Genomic DNA, 17,322 nt, shown 5'->3' with positions numbered 1-17,322 from the left:
GCAAGCGCGCCTTAACGATTCATGGTCTCGAACAAGCGCACGGTGCGGATCTCAGCCGGTGCGACGGGCGCTCGTATCCTTCCCGGCATGAGTTCTCCCTTCGATCTTCCAGAGTTCATGACGGTCACCCGGCCCTCCGGCTGGGTACAGAGCGGCGAGCGCTGGGACCTGTGGTGGAACGGGCGCTCGGTGGCCAACATCGTGCCGCATGCCGAACTTGGCTTCCGGGTCTACCTGGATGCACGCAGGATGTCCCAGACCAAGGTGGTGGCCGCCACGAATGTGCGGCAGGCCAGGCGCTACGCCGAGCGCTGGTGTGCTGCGCGGCTCTGCCCACAGCTGCGGCTGCGCGAGGCAGTGGCACGCCTGGTGGACGTAGCGCCGGAAACAGGCGCTGCGCCGTTGCCCGCGCTTTCGCGGGAACAACGGCAGCAGGCCCGCCGCCTGGCCGAGGCCGGGGCGGGGGAGGTGGTACGGATCAAGCAGGCACTGGCGCCGCGACAGCCCGCGATGAAGACCCGACCGGAAGTGCAGGGGCGGGGTGGAGCCTGGTCGATACCCGGCCAGGCTCCGTCAAACCGACATTCGAACGGCAATTCCTCCCCAGCCAGGGTTATGCCGAGAGTTCTTCGCGCACGATCCTCGCCCCCGCGCTGAGTGCGCGCAGCTTGCCCCTGGCCACGTCGCGCGCCAGTGGCGCCATGCCACAGTTGGTGCTCGGGTAGAGCTTGTCGGCGTCCACGAACTGCAGCGCCCTGCGCAGGGTGTTGGCCACGTCCTCCGGGGTTTCCACCGTGGTGGAGGCCACGTCGATGGCACCGACCATCACCTTCTTGCCGCGCACCAGCTCGATCAGGTCGATCGGCACATGGGAGTTGTGGCATTCCAGCGAGATGATGTCGAGGCTGGAGGTCTGCAGCTTCGGGAACGACTCCTCGTACTGGCGCCATTCCGAACCCAGCGTCTGCTTCCAGTCGGTGTTGGCCTTGATGCCGTAGCCGTAGCAGATGTGCACCGCCGTCTCGCACTTCAGCCCTTCGATCGCACGCTCCAGGGCGGCCACGCCCCAGTCGTTCACCTCGTCGAAGAACACATTGAAGGCCGGCTCATCGAACTGGATGATGTCAACGCCGGCGGCCTCCAGTTCCTTCGCTTCCTCATTGAGGATCTTCGCGAACTCCCAGGCCAGCTTCTCGCGGCTCCTGTAGTGCGCGTCGTACAGCGTGTCGATCATCGTCATCGGGCCCGGCAGCGCCCACTTGATCGGCTGCGTGGTCTGGCGGCGCAGGAACTTCGCATCCTCCACGAACACCGGCTTCGGGCGGCTCACCGCGCCAACCACGGTCGGCACGCTGGCGTCGTAGCGGTTGCGGATGCGCACGGTTTCGCGCTTCTCGAAGTCGACGCCGCTGAGATGCTCGATGAAGGTGGTGACGAAATGCTGCCGGGTCTGCTCGCCGTCGCTGACGATATCAATGCCGGCGTGCTGCTGTTCCTGCAGGGACAGGCGAAGGGCGTCCTGCTTGCCTTCAAGCAGCGCTTCGTCCTGCAGCTTCCAGGGTGACCAGAGTGTTTCGGGCTCTGCCAGCCAGGAGGGTTTGGGCAGGCTGCCTGCGGTGGAGGTGGGGAGCAGCGTCTTCGTCGGCATTGTGTCGTGTGTCCTGGGGCGGTTGGTAAATCGATGGATCAGCGGGCGGCCCACTGCTCAAGCACGGCGCGGTACGGCTTGATGAAGTGCTCTTCGGTGAACCTGCCCTGCTTGACCGCCAGCTGGCTGCGCTCTTCGCGGTCGTAGACGATGCGGGTGGAGGAGTAGTCCTGGTGCTTCAGGCTGGGCTGGTAGACCTTGCCAGCCACGGAATTGGCGTTGTAGATCTCCGGGCGGTAGATCTTCTGGAAGGCTTCCATGGTGCTGATGGTGCCGATCAGTTCCAGGTTCGAGTAATCGCCCAGCAGGTCGCCCTGGAAGTAGAACGCCAGCGGCGCGACGCTGCCCGGTGGCATGAAATAGCGCACCTGCAGGCCCATCTTGTCGAAGTACTGGTCGGTGGGGGAGAACTCACCCTGGCGGTATTCCACGCCCAGGATCGGGTGATGGTTCTCGGTGCGGTGGTAGGTCCTGCTGCTGGAAACACTGATGCAGATCACCGGCCCCTTGCTGAAGTTGGCGCGGTAGGCGTCCGAGCGCAGGAAGTGCTGGAACAGCTTGCCGTGCAGGTCGCCAAAGCCCTCCGGAATGCCGAAGGTGTCCTTGCCCTCGTTGCTGGCCGGCAGCACGACGCTGAAGTCGTAGTCGCGCACGTAGGACGAGAAGTTGTTGCCAACGATGCCCTCGCTACGCACGCCGGTCTGCGTATCGACGATGGTCGGCCGCAGCACTTCGATCAACGGGAACGGATCGCTACCGTCGGCGCCGTCGATGTGCATCTCCACGGTGATGATGTCCAGCTCGACCGCATAGCGGTCCGCATTCGGGTTGTCCCAATGTGCCAGGTCGTTGAAGCGGTTGTTGATCATGCTGATCGTGTTGCGCAGGTTCTCCCGCCGCGACGCGCCACGGGCCAGGTTGGCGAAGTTGGTGGTGATGCGCGTGCCCTCGGCCGGCTGGTAATCCTCGTTGAAGGGGATGTGCGTGATGCTGAAGGTGAAGGTATCGGTCGTCATGGCGGCGTTCCGGGTTGCGGGGTGACATCCAGATGCAGGTCGGCGGCGTCTGGCATTCAAAGCGTTGCGGTGGCCTCTGCGGTAGCGGGAGGCGCGGCGCGATGGGACAGCGCCAGCAGGGGCATCGCCCGCTGCACGGCCAGTCGCGCACGCTGGATCAGTGCGTCGTTGTGCACGCGGCCCTCGGCGAAATCGCGGTCGGTGGCGTAGACGCCCAGGGGCAGGGTGCGGGCCTGGAAGAAGCTGAAGAGCGGGCGCAGCTGGTGGTCGATCACAAGGGCGTGGCGCTCGCTGCCGCCGGTGGCGGCCAGCAGGATCGGGGTGTCGACCAGCGCATCCTGGTCGATGAAGTCGAAGAAGTGCTTGAACAGGCCGGTGTAGGAGCCGCGGTAGACCGGCGTGGCCACCACCAGGACGTCGGCCTGTTCAACCGCAACCAGCTGCCGCTCCACGGCCTCGGGCAGCTGCGAGCGCCACAGCGCACCGGCCAGCTGCGGTGCCAGCTCACCGAGTTCGATCAGCTGCTGTTCGCTGTGGATGTCCTCGCCGATCAGGTCCAGCAGATGCTCGGCCAGGGCGGCGGCCCGGGAGGGGCGTTGCAGTCCGCCGGAAACGGCGACGATACGGAGGGGGCGGGTCATCTGTTCGCTATCAGCGGGGGAGGGGAGCGCCTTCGGGCATCTGCAGGTGCGCAGCCCTGCAGGCCGGCTGGGTCAGCAGGCTGGCAGGCAACCGAAGGCATGACCCGATCCTAGCCATGCCCTTCCATGACGTAAAATGGTATTACTTCACCAATCCATGAATGAGATTCATCGTCATGTTGGAACGGATCCACCTCAGCATCGTGCAGCAGGTCGAACAGCAGGGCTCGCTCACCGCGGCCGCCGGCGTGCTCAACCTGACCCAGTCGGCGCTCAGCCACAGCATGAAAAAGCTGGAGCAGCAGCTGGGCACCGATGTCTGGCTGCGCGAGGGCCGCAGCCTGCGCCTGACCCAGGCCGGGCAGTACCTGCTGGCGGTCGCCAACCGGGTACTGCCGCAGCTGGACCTGGCCGAGGAGCGGTTGGGCCAGTTCGCGCAGGGCGAGCGCGGCGCGTTGCGCATCGGCATGGAATGCCATCCGTGCTACCAGTGGCTGCTGAAGATCGTCTCTCCCTACCTGGCGGCGTGGCCGGACGTGGATGTGGACGTCAAGCAGAAGTTCCAGTTCGGTGGCATCGGCGCATTGTTCGGTTACGAGATCGACTTGCTGGTCACGCCCGATCCACTGCTGAAGCCGGGCCTGAAGTTCATCCCCGTGTTCGATTACGAGCAGGTGCTGGTGGTGGCCAGCAACCACGCCCTGGCCAAGGTGGACCACGTAAAGCCGCGCCAGCTCGGCCAGGAAGTGCTGATCAGCTACCCGGTGCCGTTCGAGCGCCTGGACATCTACAACCAGTTCCTGCTGCCGGCCGGCATCACCCCGCGGCGCCACAAGGCCATCGAAACCACCGACATCATGATGCAGATGGTGGCCAGCGGCCGCGGCGTGGCTGCCATGCCGCGCTGGCTGGTGGAGGAGTACGCCACGCGCATGGACGTGGTGCCCGTACGGCTGGGCGCCAAGGGCATCCCCAAGCAGATCTACCTGGGTGCGCGCGAGGCCGATACCGGTATCGACTACCTGCAGGCCTTCATCGAACTGGCCCGCAACAGCTCGCCGCTTGCCGGCAATGCACGCGAGGCGCGCTGATGCCGGCCGGTACCTCAGCGCACGCGGAAGCCTTCATCAACGCTTTTTCACTGGAAGTCAGCGCGAAGGCCATGCCTGCGCTGCGCGCCGAGGCGGATCGGATCCCGCGCGGTACGGTCATCTCCATTCCCTGGCTGGCCAGCGAGGATGACGACGCCCGCCTGGCCGCCGTGCGCACCGTGCGCGCGCTCGGATTCGAGCCGATGCCGCATCTCTCTGCCCGCCGCATCCGGTCAGCCGCATCGCTTGCGCGCTTCCTGGAGCGTGCGGCCGGCGACGCCGGGGTCGCGCGTTGCCTGCTGATCGCGGGCGACCTGGCCACGCCCGCTGGGCCGTTTGCCGACAGTGCTTCGATCATCCAGACCGGTCTTCTGGAGCACTCCGGGATCAAGGTCGTTGGTATCGGCGGACACCCGGAAGGGCATCCGGTAATGAGCAGTGACGAACGCTGGCAGGCGCTTGAGCGTAAATGCCAGAGCATCGAAGCGCGCGGCATGGCCCCCTTGATCGTCACCCAGTTCGCCTTCGATGCCGATGCCGTGCTGGCCTGGCTGGATGCACTGCGCGCGCGTGGCATCAGCGTCCCGGTGCTGGTCGGCGTGCCGGGCCCGGCCAGCGTCTCTCGCCTGCTGCGCTACGCCGCGATGTGCGGCGTGGGCGCCAGTGCATCGATGCTGGCCCGGTATGGCATCTCGATCGGCCGGCTGCTCGGCACGGCAGGGCCGGAGGTGTTCGTCGATCGCCTCGTGAAGGGGCTGACCCGCGCCCATGGCCAGGTCAGCCCACATTTCTTCCCGTTCGGCGGCGTTGCGCCGTCGCTGGAGTGGGTGGCGCAGTACCGGCGGCGCATTTCCGGCACCGATGGTTGAATCGCCTCAGCCCGGCAGGTCGCACTTCATCTTTCCGTCCACGTAGTAGGGCTTGGGCACGCTCGGGTTCGGGTTGGTCTTCTCGAAGACCACCTCGAACGAGGCGGTGTCGGGCGAGCCCTTGCGCTCGGTACACGCGTCCTGCAGCTTCTTCTTGACCGCAGTGATGCCGACATCGCGGTTGGCACCCTCGGCACTGTTGGTCAGATTCACGGTCTCGGCCGAGGCCAGGGGGCTCAGCGCAAGCAGGGCGCCGGTCAGTATCAGGGTGTGCAGCTTCGTCATGGTTTTTACCTGGCAGGTCTCCAATGAGTGCCCCAGCATAGGGCCGGGCCGTCAACAGCATGTGCCCGGCCCGGCCCGGCCCGCCCCGGCCGGGTCAGGCCAGGGCGTGCTCGCCACGGCGTAACCGGCGATGGCTGACAGCTGTCACTGGCTGCAACCCGGGCGGAAGCGAATAGTGAGCGCCAAGGCGAGGACACCTCGCCACCACTCAGCCACCACTCACCAGGGGGACCGCTCATGAACATGCTCCAGCAACTCGCCTCGCAGACGCCGATCTGGGTCTGGCTGCTCCTGGCCTTCCTGGTCACCCGTGGCATTGCCGCCATGAAGCCGGCCCAGACCTCGCTGCAGAAGCTGGCGATCGTGCCCGGCCTGTTTGCCGTCTGGGGTGCGTGGTCGATCAGCCATCGTTTCGGCGCGTCGCTGATCGCCTGGAGCGAGTGGCTGGCCGGCATCGCCACGGGGGCCGCGCTTGCCTGGCTGCTGTTGAGTCGATTGAAGCTGACGCTGGACCGCAGCACCGGCAAGCTCTGGCGCAGCGCGGACTTCAGCCTGCTGCCGCTGCTGCTGGTCACCTTCCTGGTGAAGTACGGCTTCGAGGTCGCATTTGCGGTGTCGCCGACGCTGACCACCAGTGCCGGCTTCAGCGCCGCCTACCTGCTGCTGACCGGCGGGTTCACTGGCGTCTTCGTGGGCAAGTACTGTCGCTACCTGGCCTCGCTGCGGATGGATGCGGCGGGGAAGGGGCTGGAAACCGCAGGTTGATTGACCTGGTAGTGCCGGTCGCTGGAGGCTCCGCAGGTCATCGGCAATCGAGTTTGGCGTTACCATCGGAGCGGCTGTACCTCCCGTGAGAGCCCGGGATGGATGGAACCATCTGAGCAGGAATCGATAGTGGAAGCGATATATCCGGTCGGCGTTGCAGGGGGAATGCGGATCATCTGGTTTGCCTGGGTATCAGGTGACCATGATCGGGTGATGTCCAGCAATGGAAGGCCTGTCTGCGATAGCAGCAAGGAAGGGCTGGAGGGTCAGGTTGCCGCGCGCGGCCGAGTCCTGGACTGGGAAGGAGAGTCCGTCATTGACCTCGACTCGCTGATCTCGTCTGTAGATTCAGGGCGGGAGGTCGACCCCGGGGAGGTCGTGGATGCATGGAATTTCATGACGGACCTCTCCAGGGTGATCGACAACGCCCCCAATCAGCTGTTTCATGCCGAGTTGATGGAGACCTATGACATCTTCTTCTCGCAGTGCGAGGTCGCTCAATCGCTTGGTCAGAGATCGATTTCCATTGCAAGGCGCGATCTGGATCGAGCCCTTGTTGTCCTGCGCGACGGAAGGCGAATGGTGCAGGGCATCCAGTTGAACATTGAAAGTCCTATGCCGTCGCCAACCGTCGGGCGCACGCATGAGATCCATTGATCTGTGGACAATGAAACGGAACGCCAGGAAGGCTGGGTTGCGGGTGGTTGGCAACTTTCTGATTGTTTCGTACACGCGCGATGTGATCTCCGGGTTTGCCATGGACCCAGCGCCGTCCTCCATCTATGTATGGACCTTCGCACTTCCGGTCTATGACGGCCTGCCACACCTGCATATGTCTCTCGGCCAGAGGGTCGCTTGCCCGGAAGATCCAAAGGACTTTTTCCGCGGCACGCACGAGGCTCACCTCGCAATGCTCGAAGGGGTGAGAACAGCTGCGGACCTTCTGATGTATGTTGAAGAGGCCGGTTTCGAGGGCGATTACTGCCAATGGGTGAAGTACCTGTCCACCATTCGCCTGGGCGATTTCCCGGCCGCAGACGCTGCACTGAAGAATCTGCTCGCACTGCCGGTGTCCAGCGCGATCCGCGGAAGACTGGACAGGATGCTGGAGGCAATCGGGCGAGGTGGCGAATCAGGCGCGCGGCAGCTTCTGCAGGAATGGTCGATGCAGACGGCCCGATTGATGGGTGGCAGCAGCACATTCGCCTGGAGCCAGGACAGCACAAGCGCGTGAACCGCGCGGTTGCTCACGCCTCCCCACGCCACTGGCTCATCAGCATCTGAAGGAATCGCTCCGCCGTGGGCGAGAGCAGGGCGCCCCGTCGGCGGACGATGCCGATCGTGCGCGACACCACCGGGTTGCCGATCGCGCGCGTCACCAGGGTGGGGTGATCCCCGTCCGGCGTGGCCATCTTCGGTAGCACCGACACGCCGATGCCGGCCTCGACCATGCCCAGTGACGTCGACAGGTGCGTCACCTCGTAGTGCCAGCTCAACTTGAGGTTCTCGCGCGCCAGCGCGCCGTCCAGCAGCGTGCGGTTACCGCTGGTGCGATGCACGGTGATCAGCTGGTGCTCGGCCAGATCAGCCCATTCCACTTTGCGCTTGCGGGCCAGCGGATGATCGCGCCGGCAGGCGAGGACGAAGGGATCCTCGGCCAGCACGTCGAAGTCGAGATTCGGATCGTTGGCGCCCATGAAGTTGATGCCGAACTCGACTTCACCACGTTCCACTGCCTGCAGACCCTCCGTGGCCGGGATATCCAGAATGCGGAAGCGCACGTTCGGGTGTGCTTCGTGGAAACGCGCCATCACGCTGGGCAGGAAGTAGAACGCCGCCGTCGGCAGGCACGCGATGGTCACGGTGGCGCCGCGGGTGTCTTCGCGGCCGCGCAGCGAGAACAGCGAGCCATCGAATTCCTCCAGCATGCGGCGCACCAGTGGCAGCAGGTTCTCGCCGACAGCGGTGGTACTGACGCTGCGCGTGGTGCGCTCCAGCAGCGGCGAACCCACGGCCTGCTCCAGCTTCTGTATCCGTCGGCTGAGCGCCGGCTGGGAGACGTGCAGGATTTCAGCGGCGCGATGGAAGCTGCGTGTCTCCGATACCAGCAGGAACGCGCGTAGATCCAGGATTTCGCAATTGATGCTCATTGGGTATCAATCATCCAAAAATCAGCAATTCACAGATCAATTAGGGTCATGCCAGTATCGAATCACAGAGGGGTCATTCATCCCCTATACGCATCAATCTAGCACACGTATGTCCAACGATCTGCTCAGCATTCCCTGCGTGCTCATGCGCGGCGGCACCTCCAAGGGCCCGTTCTTCCTGGCCAGCGACCTGCCGGCGGACACCGCCGAACGGGATCGCCTGCTGCTGGAAGTGATGGGCTCGGGCCATCCGTTGCAGATCGACGGCATCGGCGGTGGCAACGCACTGACCAGCAAGGTGGCGATCATCGACCGCTCGAGCCGGGCGGACGCTGACGTGGACTACCTGTTCGCCCAGGTCCGGGTGGAGCAGCAGGTGGTGGATACCTCGCCCAACTGCGGCAACATGCTGGCGGCCGTCGGCCCGTATGCCATCGAGCGTGGGCTGGTGCAGGCGCAGGATCCGCAGACCGAGGTGCGCATCCACAACGTCAATACCGGCAAGCTGATCATCGCCACGGTGGAAACGCCGGGCGGCACTGTGGCCTACCGCGGTGATACGCGCATTGCCGGCGCGCCGGGCTCAGCCGCGCCGGTCAGGCTGTCCTTCCTTGATGCGGCAGGCGCCCGCACCGGCAAGCTGCTGCCCAGCGGGCATGCGCAGGAAACCATCAATGGCGTGCCGGCCAGCCTGGTGGACTGCGCCATGCCGATGATGCTGGTGCGTGCCGAAGACCTGGGCGTGCGCGGTGATGCCTCGCCCGCCGAACTGAACGCGGACGCGGCGTTCATGCGCCGGCTGGAAGCGCTGCGCATCGAGGCGGGCGCCCGCATGGGCATCGCCGACGCCGGCAACAAGGTCATTCCCAAGCCGGTGCTGCTGTCGGCGCCGCAACAGGGCGGCGATCTACAGGTGCGCTATTTCATGCCGCACCAATGCCACACCGCACTGGCCATTACCGGTGCGGTCGGCCTGGCCACCGCCGCCGTCACGCCGGGCACGCTGGCCCACACTTTGGTCGGATGCCGGTCCGTTCCCGGCAGCATTACCCTCGAACATCCGAGTGGGGCCCTGGAGGTGGGCCTCAGTCGCAGCTCGGGCGATTCGCCGGTGATTGCCAGCGTGGTCCGCACCGCACGCCGCTTGTTCGAGGGGCGCGTGTACGCGACTTCGCCCGCGCCCGCCACGGCCAGTGCCACCCAAGCCCGCCAATGGACGTCAGCGGCATGATCTGAACCCGGACGGGCCTGCGTAGACGCGCATGCCCGCCATTACAACGTAGATGCTTCACTCCTGGGAGGGATGATGTACAAGCAGTTCTTCTTGGCCGCGCTGTGCGCGGCCGGTCTGGCCGCGGCCGGATGCAGCAACAGCGGGCGCAGCGAAGGCGCATCCGCCGGCGGTGGCGACAATGCACCGGTACGCATCAGCGTCGGCTCCTACAACCTCAACAACCTGCCGTTCTTCATCGCCGACGCCAAGGGGTACTTCAAGGACGTCGGCCTGCAGGTGAAGACCGAGAACTTCGCCCAGGGCGGCTCCAAGGTATTGCAGGCGCTGGTGGCCAATTCCACCGACGTGGCCGTCGGCTTCTACGACCACACCATCCAGATGCAGGCCAAGGGCAAGGACGTGGTGGCCTTCGTACTGCTCTCGCGCAACTCCGGCCTGGTGATGGCCGGCCGCGAGGATGCCACCTTCGATCCGGCGCGCCCGGAGACCATCAAGGGCCAGAAGGTCGGGATCACCGCGCCGGGCTCCTCGTCCGACTTCTTCGTCCGTCACTTCCTCGCCCAGCACGATATTCCGGCCGACAGCATCTCGTTGATCGGCGTCGGCTCGGGCGCCGCAGCGGTGGCCGCGCTCGAGCAGGGCAAGATCGACCTGCTCGTCAACTATGATCCTGCCGCCACCCTGATCACCGAGCGCAAGGTCGGCAGGATCATCCTCGACGCGCGCAGCGCCGACGGCGCCCACCAGGTCTATGGCGGCCTGTACCCGACCTCGGTGATGTACGCCAACCAGAGCTTCCTGGACACGCGACCCGAAGCGGCCGAGAAGATCGCCCGCGCCGAGCAGATGGCCTTGAAGTTCATCGCCGACAACAGTGCTGAAGACATCGTGGCCGCGCTGCCGGACAGCTACGTCTCCGGTGACCGCGCCACCTATGCCCGCGCGGTGGAGAACGCGCGCGCGATCTTCACCCGGGACGGTCACTTCACGCCTGCCGATCTGGAAACACCGCTGAAGGTGCTGCGTGAGTTCAACACGGATGTCGCCAAGGCCGATATCGATCTGTCCCGGACCTATACCAATGCCTTCGTCGAGCGTGCCAACGCTGCGGCGCCGGCTGCCCAACCGTAAGCGGAGGTAAACCATGGCCCTCAATGCCACCGTGCGCCAGTTCAATGGCGCGCCGCAGCTGGAGCCTGCACAGACCATGGTCGCCATCAACAAGGTGACCATGTCCTTCGGCGAATTCACCGCCGTACGCGATGTCGACATCCAGGTGGGTGACGGCGAGTTCCTTGCCATCGTCGGACCCACCGGCTGCGGCAAGAGCACCATCCTCAATTCCGTGGCGGGCCTGCTGAAGCCGTCGTCGGGCCAGGTCAGCATCGATGGCCGTGCCGTCAGCGGCGTGCAGGAGTCGGTCGGCTACCTGTTCCAGCAGGACGCGCTGCTGCCGTGGAAGACCGCGTACCAGAATGTTGAACTCGGCCTGCGCTTCCGTGGTGTGCCCGAGGCCGAACGCAAGGCCAAGGCCGACGCGTGGCTGGCCAAGGTCGGCCTGGCCGGCTTCGAGCATCGCTACCCGCACCAGCTGTCCGGTGGCCAGCGCAAGCGTGTGCAGATGGCCCAGGCGTTGATCGTCGAGCCGAAGGTGATCCTGATGGATGAGCCGTTCTCGGCGCTGGACATCCATACCCGCCACCTCATGCAGAACGAGCTGCTGAGGTTGTGGCAGGAAGACCGGCGCTCGGTGATCCTGATCACCCACGATCTGGAAGAAGCGATCGCCCTGGGCGACCGCGTGGTGGTGCTGTCCTCCGGCCCGGCCAGCCGCGTGGTGCGCAGTTTCGATGTGGATCTGGAACGGCCGAGGAACGTGGCCGAAATCAAGCTGGATGACCGTTTCACCGACCTGTACCGCGACATCTGGGCCTGCCTGCGCGGCGAAGTGGAGAAGAGCTATGCACGCCAAGACTGACAAGTTCATCCAGCTCGCGCTGGTGGTCGCCGTGTTCGGTGGCTGGGAAGGCGGCATCGCGCTGGGCGTGATCGATCCGTTCTTCTTCCCATCGCCAACCGCCATCGTGCAGCAGGCCTGGACCTGGCTGTCCGATACGTCGTTCTATCAGCATGTCTACATCACGCTGACCGAAACCGCGCTGGGCTACATCATCGGCACCGGCCTGGGTGTGGCCGGCGGCGTCTGGCTCGGCCTGAGCCGCCGCTCGGCACGCATCCTCGATCCCTTCATCAAGGGCTTCAACGCGATTCCGCGCGTGGTGCTGGCGCCGATTTTCGTGCTGTGGCTGGGCCTGGGGCTGTGGTCGAAGGTGGCGCTGGCGGTCACGCTGGTGTTCTTCACCACGTTCTTCAATGCCATGCAGGGCGTGCGCGAGGTGAATCCAGTGGTGCTTGCCAATGCCCGCATCCTGGGGGCGAGCCGCAGTGACCTGCTGCGCCATGTCTACTTCCCCGCAGCGGCGAGCTGGATCCTGTCTTCGCTGCGTACTTCGGTCGGTTTTGCCGTGGTCGGTGCGATCATCGGCGAACGCAACGGGCCAGCGCCAGGCCAGGGGGCCGGCTGGCCGGAGAGAGCCCATGAACCATTCCAACGTGCTGCCGCTGGCAGCGCTGTCGGTCGCGCTCGGCCTGCTGTTGGCCAGTGGCCATGCCGACGCACAGTCCACGTCCTCGCTGCCCGCGCCGCTGAGCCAGGCCGAGCTGTCACGCCTGGTGCAGCAGCAGGCACTGCAGATCCAGCAACTGGAAGCACGCCTCCGCGCCGTCGAGGGCGGGCAGGGCAGTGCGAGGGCACCGTCAACGCCGCTCGCGCCTGCGCTGGAAACGCGGGTGGCCGCACTGGAAACCAGCCAGTCCAGGCTGCCGAAGGTCTCCTGGGCCAAGGGTGCACCGGAGTTCAGCAGTGCCGACGGCACGACGGTGTTCCGCCCCCGTGGCCGCCTGTTCGTCGATGCCTCGAGCACCGACGGTTCGGCGGTCGCCGACCGCAACGTTTCGGGTACCGAGATCCGTTCGGTGCGCCTGGGGGCCGAGGGGCGCTACGGCACCCTGGGCTGGGTCGTGGAGGGCGACTTCGCCGACAACGCGGTGGCGTGGAAGTCGGTCTACGCCACGCTGGACCACACGCTGTTCGGCCTGCCGGCCGATCTCACGATCGGCAACCGCTTGAACGATCGCGGTATCGATGGCTCAAGCAGCACCTCCAACACGCCGTTCCAGGAACGCAACGTGGTCGGCACGCTGCTGCTGCCGCAGCGCGGCCTGTTTGGTGTCGGGCTCACCGAGCGGGTGTATGGAAAGGGCTGGCATGCCAGCCTGTCGGTAGCCGGCAACGACCTCAACAACGCCGGCACCGACAACGACAGCCAGACCTGGGCCACCCGCGTCCACTGGAATCCGCTGGACACCGCCGACGCCACGGTGCATCTGGGCGCATGGGCCTTCCACGAGAAGATTCCCGCCGGGGCCAGCGGCGTGGTGCGCAGTTCGGCCATCGCGGGGCATTTCAACGATCTGGTCAGGATCACACCGGGCACGCTGGTGGGCGCCGAGCGCAGCACCGCCTACGGCGCGGAACTGGCCGGCTTCTTCGGCCCGGCGTGGGCAACCGGCGAGTGGGGTACGCGAAGCCTGCGCGGGGCCGATGCCAGCGGGCGCTATGATCGCGACCACGAAGCGTGGGCGATCTCGGCCGGCTGGTTCCTGGCGGGCGCGCTGCCGTCCTACTCGGGCAAGGCCGGCATGTGGGGCAAGGTGAAGGTGGCCGATCCGGTGACGCGCGGCGGCAGCGGTGCGTGGGAGCTGAAGGGCCGCTATGAGGACGTGGACTATGCCGAACTGCCCAGTGGTGGTACCGGTCACGCGTGGACACTGGGCGCGAACTGGTACCTCAACGATTTCAGCCGGGTGATGTTCGAAGCCGTGCGTTGGCAGACCCGCCACCGCAGCGGCAGTGCTGCGGGCAGGGATGAAGGCACCACCTTCAATACCCGTCTGCAGCTGGTCTTCTAGGGCCGGGCCGCCGCCTGCATTCTGGTCACAGCAGCAACAACGCAGCGATGAGTGCAGGCGGCATCACCAGCGCGCCGACGCGCAGGAAGTCGAGCGCGCTGACATGCTCGCCCTCGCGGCGCAGCGCCACCAGCCACAGCATCGTGGCCAGCGAGCCGGTCACCGACAGGTTCGGGCCCAGGTCCACGCCGATCAGCAGTGCGGCACGGGTCTGTGCGGGCAGTTCAGCCATCTGGCCCAGCGAACCGGCGGCCAGGCCGACCGGCAGATTGTTGGCTACGTTGCTCAGCAGTGCAGCGGCGCCACCGGCCAGCCAGCTGGCCTGGTGGGGAGACGCCTGCGCCATGGCCTGCAGCGCGCTTGCCGCGGTCTGGATGACGCCGGTCTGCGCCACCGCCTCCACCAGCACGAACAGACCGGCCACCAGCGGCAGCACGCCCCAGGCGACATGCCGCAGCAGCGGCAGCGGGCTATGGCGCTGGCGTATCACCACGACCGCCACGCTCAGCGCGCCGGCGCAGAACGTGGCCAGGCCCAGCGGTCCGTTCAGCGCGGACGTCACCAGCAGTACGCTGCCGGTGAACAGCACGCCCAATGCACTCAGTCGGCCACCCTCGGTCAGCGGGCGATGTTCCGGTGCGGCGACCAGCGGCTGCGCGATTTCGCGCCGGTGTACCCAGCGCAGCACCAGGTAGGTGGCACCGATCGCCGCCGCCGACGGCAGCGCGAACTGCGCCAGCCACTGCAGCAGTGGCGGCATGTGCTGGCCGTACACCACCAGGTTGGCCGGGTTGGAGATGGGCAGCACGAAGCTGGCCGCATTGGCAATGAAGGCGCAGACGAACAGGTAGGGCAGGGGATTGGCGCGCGCCGCCTTGCAGGCCGCGTAGACCGCCGGTGTCAGCACCACGGCCGTTGCATCGTTGGACAGGAACACCGTCACCAGCGTGCCGACCAGGAACACCAGGTCGAACAGGCGTCGCCCCGATCCGCCCGCATGCCGCACCGCGTACAACGCCAGCCAATCGAACAGGCCTTCGCGCCGCGCCAGTTCGGCCAGCACCATCATGCCGACCAGGAACAGGTAGACGTCGCGGCCTTCGGCTACCGCGCCCCATGCGGTCTGCAGCGATACCGCGCCCAGCAGCGGCAACAGGGCGGCAGCACCCAGCGCCCACACATACTCGGGGATGCGGAAGGGACGGAACAGCAGGCCGATGGTGGCAACGGCGACCGCTGCCCAGATCACGAGGGGGGAATGGGGGGCAAGCATGGAGTGGGGGCTTCAGCGGCACCGGCAGCGACCCCGGCGCAGGTGCTCCTGGCGCACGCGATCAGCGGATGGGCGGCCGCTGCAATCATCGCAGGTTCCGGGATCGCCGCATCATACCGTGCGCACTGGCATGGCGACTCCTGGGGGGGCCGGGCGCGTTGGTGACGAACCCGGTGTCCGGTGCGGATGGGCAATCAAGCGCGGCATGACTTCAGGCACTGCAGTTTGACTACATGTGTAGTCACACTGCGCGCACACTCACTGGAAGAGAACGCAATGCCAACGTCCTGCTGGTTGTCCTGCGCCCTGGCCCTCGTGATCGGCATCGCGGGGCCCACCCATGCGACGCCGCGTGCCGACGCCCTCGCCACGATCGAGCGCAACGCGCGTGCTTCGCATACCGATGCGGTGCTCGTGATGCACGACCGGGACACGCTGCTTGAGCTGAAGCCCGCCCCGGCGCAGGAATCCGTGCACCTGATGTCGGCAACCAAGTCCGTCGTCGCGCTGGGCATTGCGTTGCTGCTGGACGAAGGAAAGCTGGCTTCGATCGACGTACCGGTCAGCCAGATCTATCCGGAATGGAAACAGGGCAGGAAGAGCCGCATCACCGTGCGCATGCTGCTGGACCACACCTCCGGCCTGCAGAACGTGGCGAACGCGGGCGCCGAACTGGAAGGGGCCCCGGACCTGGTCAAACTGGCGCTGGCAGCCGAGCTGAGTGACGACCCGGGCGCCGTGTTTTCCTACAACAACAAGGCCACCAACCTGCTGCCCGGCATTGTCGAGCGCCTGGCGGGCGAGCCGCTGGATGCCTACCTGGATGCGCGCCTGTTCAAGCCGCTGGGCATTGCCCACCACACCTGGATGAAGGATGAGGCAGGCACTCCGCTGGGAATGGCGGGCCTGTCCCTGCGTGCCGCCGACCTTGCCGCCATCGGGCAACTGTTGCTGGATGGAGGCGTGGCGCCGGATGGCAAACGACTGTTGAGTGAACGGTCAGTGGCATTGATCACTGCTGAAAGTGCCCGTTCGCCTGACGTGGGCCTGTTGTGGTGGCGGATACCAGCGTGGGAACGCTATCAGCTCAAACCCCGGCTGGATGACCTGCTGGCCGGGCACGGCGTTGACGATGACGTGCGCCGCGCCGTGCAGGCCAGCGCGGGGCGCACGTTCGACAGCCGGGGGCAGTTGATCGCATTCCTCACCGAACGGTTGGGTGCGGACGGGCCGCAGCGTTACGCCAGCCAGATCACCGCGCGCGGCCTGAAGCTCGCCGATCTCTACGACATCACACGGGGACCGGTCGTCGGCTTTGCCGCCAACGGCTACCTGGGCCAATACCTGATGATCGTTCCGGAACAACGCGTCGTCGCAGTGCGCCTGATCCATCGGCGCGAGAGCCACCGCGCCCCACAGGACGACTACGCGTCCTTCTTCGCCGATGTCCTGCAATTGGCGCGGGCACTGCAGTAGGTGCTGCCATCATCATGTCCACGCGCTCTGAACAACTTCCTGGAGCCTTCTTCACTGTCGTGCCGCCTAAGGTGGGATGACCCCTTGGCCGCCGGGATACTGAAGCATGTTTGATTACCAGGACTGGACCTTCCACGCCAATGGGCGCACGGTGGTGGCGCGCGTGGCGCTGGACGGCGACGGGGGCGGCACCATCAACCGATACCAGCTGATGCCCGGGCCGGCGCAGTCGGGGCTGTGCATCAAGGTCGCCTCCCAGGACGAGGCCGCGCAGAAACTGGAGGCCGAAGTGATGAAGCTGCTGGGACCGGAGTGGTAGCCCCTGCGTAGCACCACGGTGAGCGGCTCATCTGCTCCGTCCACGATCACGGCGTTGGCCGCGAAAACGGCGGAGCCGGACGGAACGAGTACGGCGAGCCGACTGCGGCGGCGATGCGCTGGAGAGCGTTCACGGTGCGTTCCTTTCTGGATGACCCGCAGGCGCGGGCATCTTTCCTGCGGCGGGTGAGCGGTGACCGGATGCAGCGGCAGCCCGGTCATCAGTAGCGGGGTGATTCCAGCGCCGCTACGCGCGCTGCCGATTTGCTGCGCTGCATGGTGACAAGCGCGAACCCGGGTGATTACTCTCCGCTGCAACGCGATGGTAGCGCTACCAGTCGGACGGGGATCCAGGGTCCAGGGGCTGCCTTCTTTGCCGCGTGTTTGTCCTGGCAGGCTTGAAAAGCAAGTGTAAGTCGCGGCGTGCTCCAGCAGCCGTGCTGTTCGGTTTGGAATGCGGGCCACGCCCGTGCGTGCCCCTGGGAGGGGGCGGTACATCCATTCGATCGTATGTCAGAGGGGAC

The 17,322-nt window shown here is 65.9% G+C and carries 18 protein-coding genes and 1 pseudogene; 13 read left to right on the top strand and 6 right to left on the bottom strand.

Annotated features, from left to right (window positions below; translation table 11 throughout):
• Window positions 1-21 precede the first annotated feature (21 nt).
• Window positions 22-657: a hypothetical protein gene (locus ACT6SE_RS10695; protein ID WP_080281843.1), complete on the top strand. Its 636-nt coding sequence runs from the start codon at window positions 22-24 to the stop codon at window positions 655-657.
• On the opposite strand, the gene ACT6SE_RS10690 is transcribed toward ACT6SE_RS10695, so the two are convergent.
• From ACT6SE_RS10690 to msuE, 3 genes are read right to left on the bottom strand one after another with little or no spacing between them, the layout of a single operon-like run.
• Entirely contained in the window at window positions 614-1,648 is a 1,035-nt protein-coding gene (locus tag ACT6SE_RS10690) for a methionine synthase (RefSeq protein ID WP_014647229.1), read from the bottom strand. The genes ACT6SE_RS10695 and ACT6SE_RS10690 overlap by 44 nt on opposite strands.
• Before the next feature lie 38 nt (window positions 1,649-1,686).
• On the bottom strand, window positions 1,687-2,664 hold the full coding sequence (locus tag ACT6SE_RS10685; RefSeq protein WP_014647228.1) for a DUF1852 domain-containing protein: 978 nt from the start codon (window positions 2,662-2,664) through the stop codon (window positions 1,687-1,689).
• 56 nt (window positions 2,665-2,720) lie between these two features.
• A complete protein-coding gene (msuE, locus tag ACT6SE_RS10680) occupies window positions 2,721-3,305 on the bottom strand; it encodes an FMN reductase (RefSeq protein ID WP_041863466.1) in 585 nt (194 codons plus the stop codon).
• Window positions 3,306-3,481: 176 nt separating this feature from the next.
• Between msuE and ACT6SE_RS10675 the strand changes: the two genes are divergently transcribed.
• Both ACT6SE_RS10675 and ACT6SE_RS10670 read left to right on the top strand, forming a co-directional pair.
• A complete protein-coding gene (locus ACT6SE_RS10675) occupies window positions 3,482-4,396 on the top strand; it encodes a LysR family transcriptional regulator (RefSeq protein ID WP_014647226.1) in 915 nt (304 codons plus the stop codon).
• Window positions 4,396-5,265 (top strand): methylenetetrahydrofolate reductase, encoded by an 870-nt coding sequence (locus ACT6SE_RS10670; protein WP_046430764.1) that lies wholly within the window; start codon window positions 4,396-4,398, stop codon window positions 5,263-5,265. The genes ACT6SE_RS10675 and ACT6SE_RS10670 overlap by 1 nt, the downstream gene beginning before the upstream one ends.
• Window positions 5,266-5,271: 6 nt before the next feature.
• Here the strand turns inward: ACT6SE_RS10670 and ACT6SE_RS10665 are convergent, their stop codons facing one another.
• A complete protein-coding gene (locus ACT6SE_RS10665; protein WP_046430762.1) occupies window positions 5,272-5,550 on the bottom strand; it encodes a hypothetical protein in 279 nt (92 codons plus the stop codon).
• 237 nt (window positions 5,551-5,787) lie between these two features.
• Between ACT6SE_RS10665 and ACT6SE_RS10660 the strand changes: the two genes are divergently transcribed.
• The 3 genes from ACT6SE_RS10660 (at window position 5,788) to ACT6SE_RS10650 (ending at window position 7,549) form a co-directional block, all read left to right on the top strand.
• Window positions 5,788-6,315, top strand: a complete 528-nt coding sequence (locus ACT6SE_RS10660) for a DUF6622 family protein (protein WP_014647223.1) — start codon at window positions 5,788-5,790, stop codon at window positions 6,313-6,315.
• A gap of 129 nt (window positions 6,316-6,444) precedes the next feature.
• Window positions 6,445-6,972 (top strand): hypothetical protein, encoded by a 528-nt coding sequence (locus ACT6SE_RS10655; RefSeq protein WP_180836014.1) that lies wholly within the window; start codon window positions 6,445-6,447, stop codon window positions 6,970-6,972.
• A 10-nt stretch (window positions 6,973-6,982) separates the two neighbouring features.
• Window positions 6,983-7,549, top strand: a complete 567-nt coding sequence (locus tag ACT6SE_RS10650) for a hypothetical protein (protein WP_032958916.1) — start codon at window positions 6,983-6,985, stop codon at window positions 7,547-7,549.
• Between the two features lie 13 nt (window positions 7,550-7,562).
• Here ACT6SE_RS10650 and ACT6SE_RS10645 read toward each other — a convergent pair whose 3' ends face one another.
• Window positions 7,563-8,465: a LysR family transcriptional regulator gene (locus ACT6SE_RS10645; RefSeq protein WP_010485668.1), complete on the bottom strand. Its 903-nt coding sequence runs from the start codon at window positions 8,463-8,465 to the stop codon at window positions 7,563-7,565.
• Window positions 8,466-8,574: 109 nt separating this feature from the next.
• Here ACT6SE_RS10645 and ACT6SE_RS10640 point away from each other — a divergent pair, with 109 nt between their 5' ends.
• The 5 genes and pseudogenes from ACT6SE_RS10640 to ACT6SE_RS10620 all read left to right on the top strand — a co-directional run bounded on the left by ACT6SE_RS10640 (window position 8,575) and on the right by ACT6SE_RS10620 (window position 13,731).
• Window positions 8,575-9,696 (top strand): 4-oxalomesaconate tautomerase, encoded by a 1,122-nt coding sequence (locus ACT6SE_RS10640; RefSeq protein ID WP_014647220.1) that lies wholly within the window; start codon window positions 8,575-8,577, stop codon window positions 9,694-9,696.
• Between the two features lie 75 nt (window positions 9,697-9,771).
• Window positions 9,772-10,830, top strand: coding sequence for an ABC transporter substrate-binding protein (locus ACT6SE_RS10635; protein ID WP_046430760.1), 1,059 nt, complete (start codon window positions 9,772-9,774; stop codon window positions 10,828-10,830).
• Window positions 10,831-10,843: 13 nt separating this feature from the next.
• A complete protein-coding gene (locus ACT6SE_RS10630; RefSeq protein ID WP_046430758.1) occupies window positions 10,844-11,677 on the top strand; it encodes an ABC transporter ATP-binding protein in 834 nt (277 codons plus the stop codon).
• A pseudogene (locus ACT6SE_RS10625) lies at window positions 11,595-12,209 on the top strand (ABC transporter permease); the annotation flags it as partial. The gene ACT6SE_RS10630 and the pseudogene ACT6SE_RS10625, both read left to right, overlap by 83 nt.
• A gap of 88 nt (window positions 12,210-12,297) precedes the next feature.
• Complete coding sequence (locus ACT6SE_RS10620) at window positions 12,298-13,731, top strand: OprO/OprP family phosphate-selective porin (RefSeq protein WP_046430756.1); 1,434 nt, start codon at window positions 12,298-12,300, stop codon at window positions 13,729-13,731.
• A gap of 25 nt (window positions 13,732-13,756) precedes the next feature.
• On the opposite strand, the gene ACT6SE_RS10615 is transcribed toward ACT6SE_RS10620, so the two are convergent.
• Entirely contained in the window at window positions 13,757-15,004 is a 1,248-nt protein-coding gene (locus ACT6SE_RS10615) for an arsenic transporter (protein ID WP_041863460.1), read from the bottom strand.
• A 294-nt stretch (window positions 15,005-15,298) separates the two neighbouring features.
• On the opposite strand from ACT6SE_RS10615, the gene ACT6SE_RS10610 reads away from it, so the two are divergent.
• Complete coding sequence (locus ACT6SE_RS10610) at window positions 15,299-16,480, top strand: serine hydrolase domain-containing protein (RefSeq protein WP_046430754.1); 1,182 nt, start codon at window positions 15,299-15,301, stop codon at window positions 16,478-16,480.
• 106 nt (window positions 16,481-16,586) lie between these two features.
• Window positions 16,587-16,799 carry a hypothetical protein gene (locus tag ACT6SE_RS10605; RefSeq protein WP_046430752.1) on the top strand — a complete coding sequence of 71 codons (213 nt, stop codon included), beginning with the start codon at window positions 16,587-16,589 and terminating at the stop codon, window positions 16,797-16,799.
• Window positions 16,800-17,322: the final 523 nt, after the last annotated feature.

The sequence above is a fragment of the Stenotrophomonas sp. LC732 genome (assembly GCF_052446685.1).
GTDB classification, from domain to species: domain Bacteria; phylum Pseudomonadota; class Gammaproteobacteria; order Xanthomonadales; family Xanthomonadaceae; genus Stenotrophomonas; species Stenotrophomonas muris.
The sequence above is the reverse complement of the archived record's forward strand: the minus strand, read 5'-3'. Positions and strand labels throughout refer to the sequence as shown.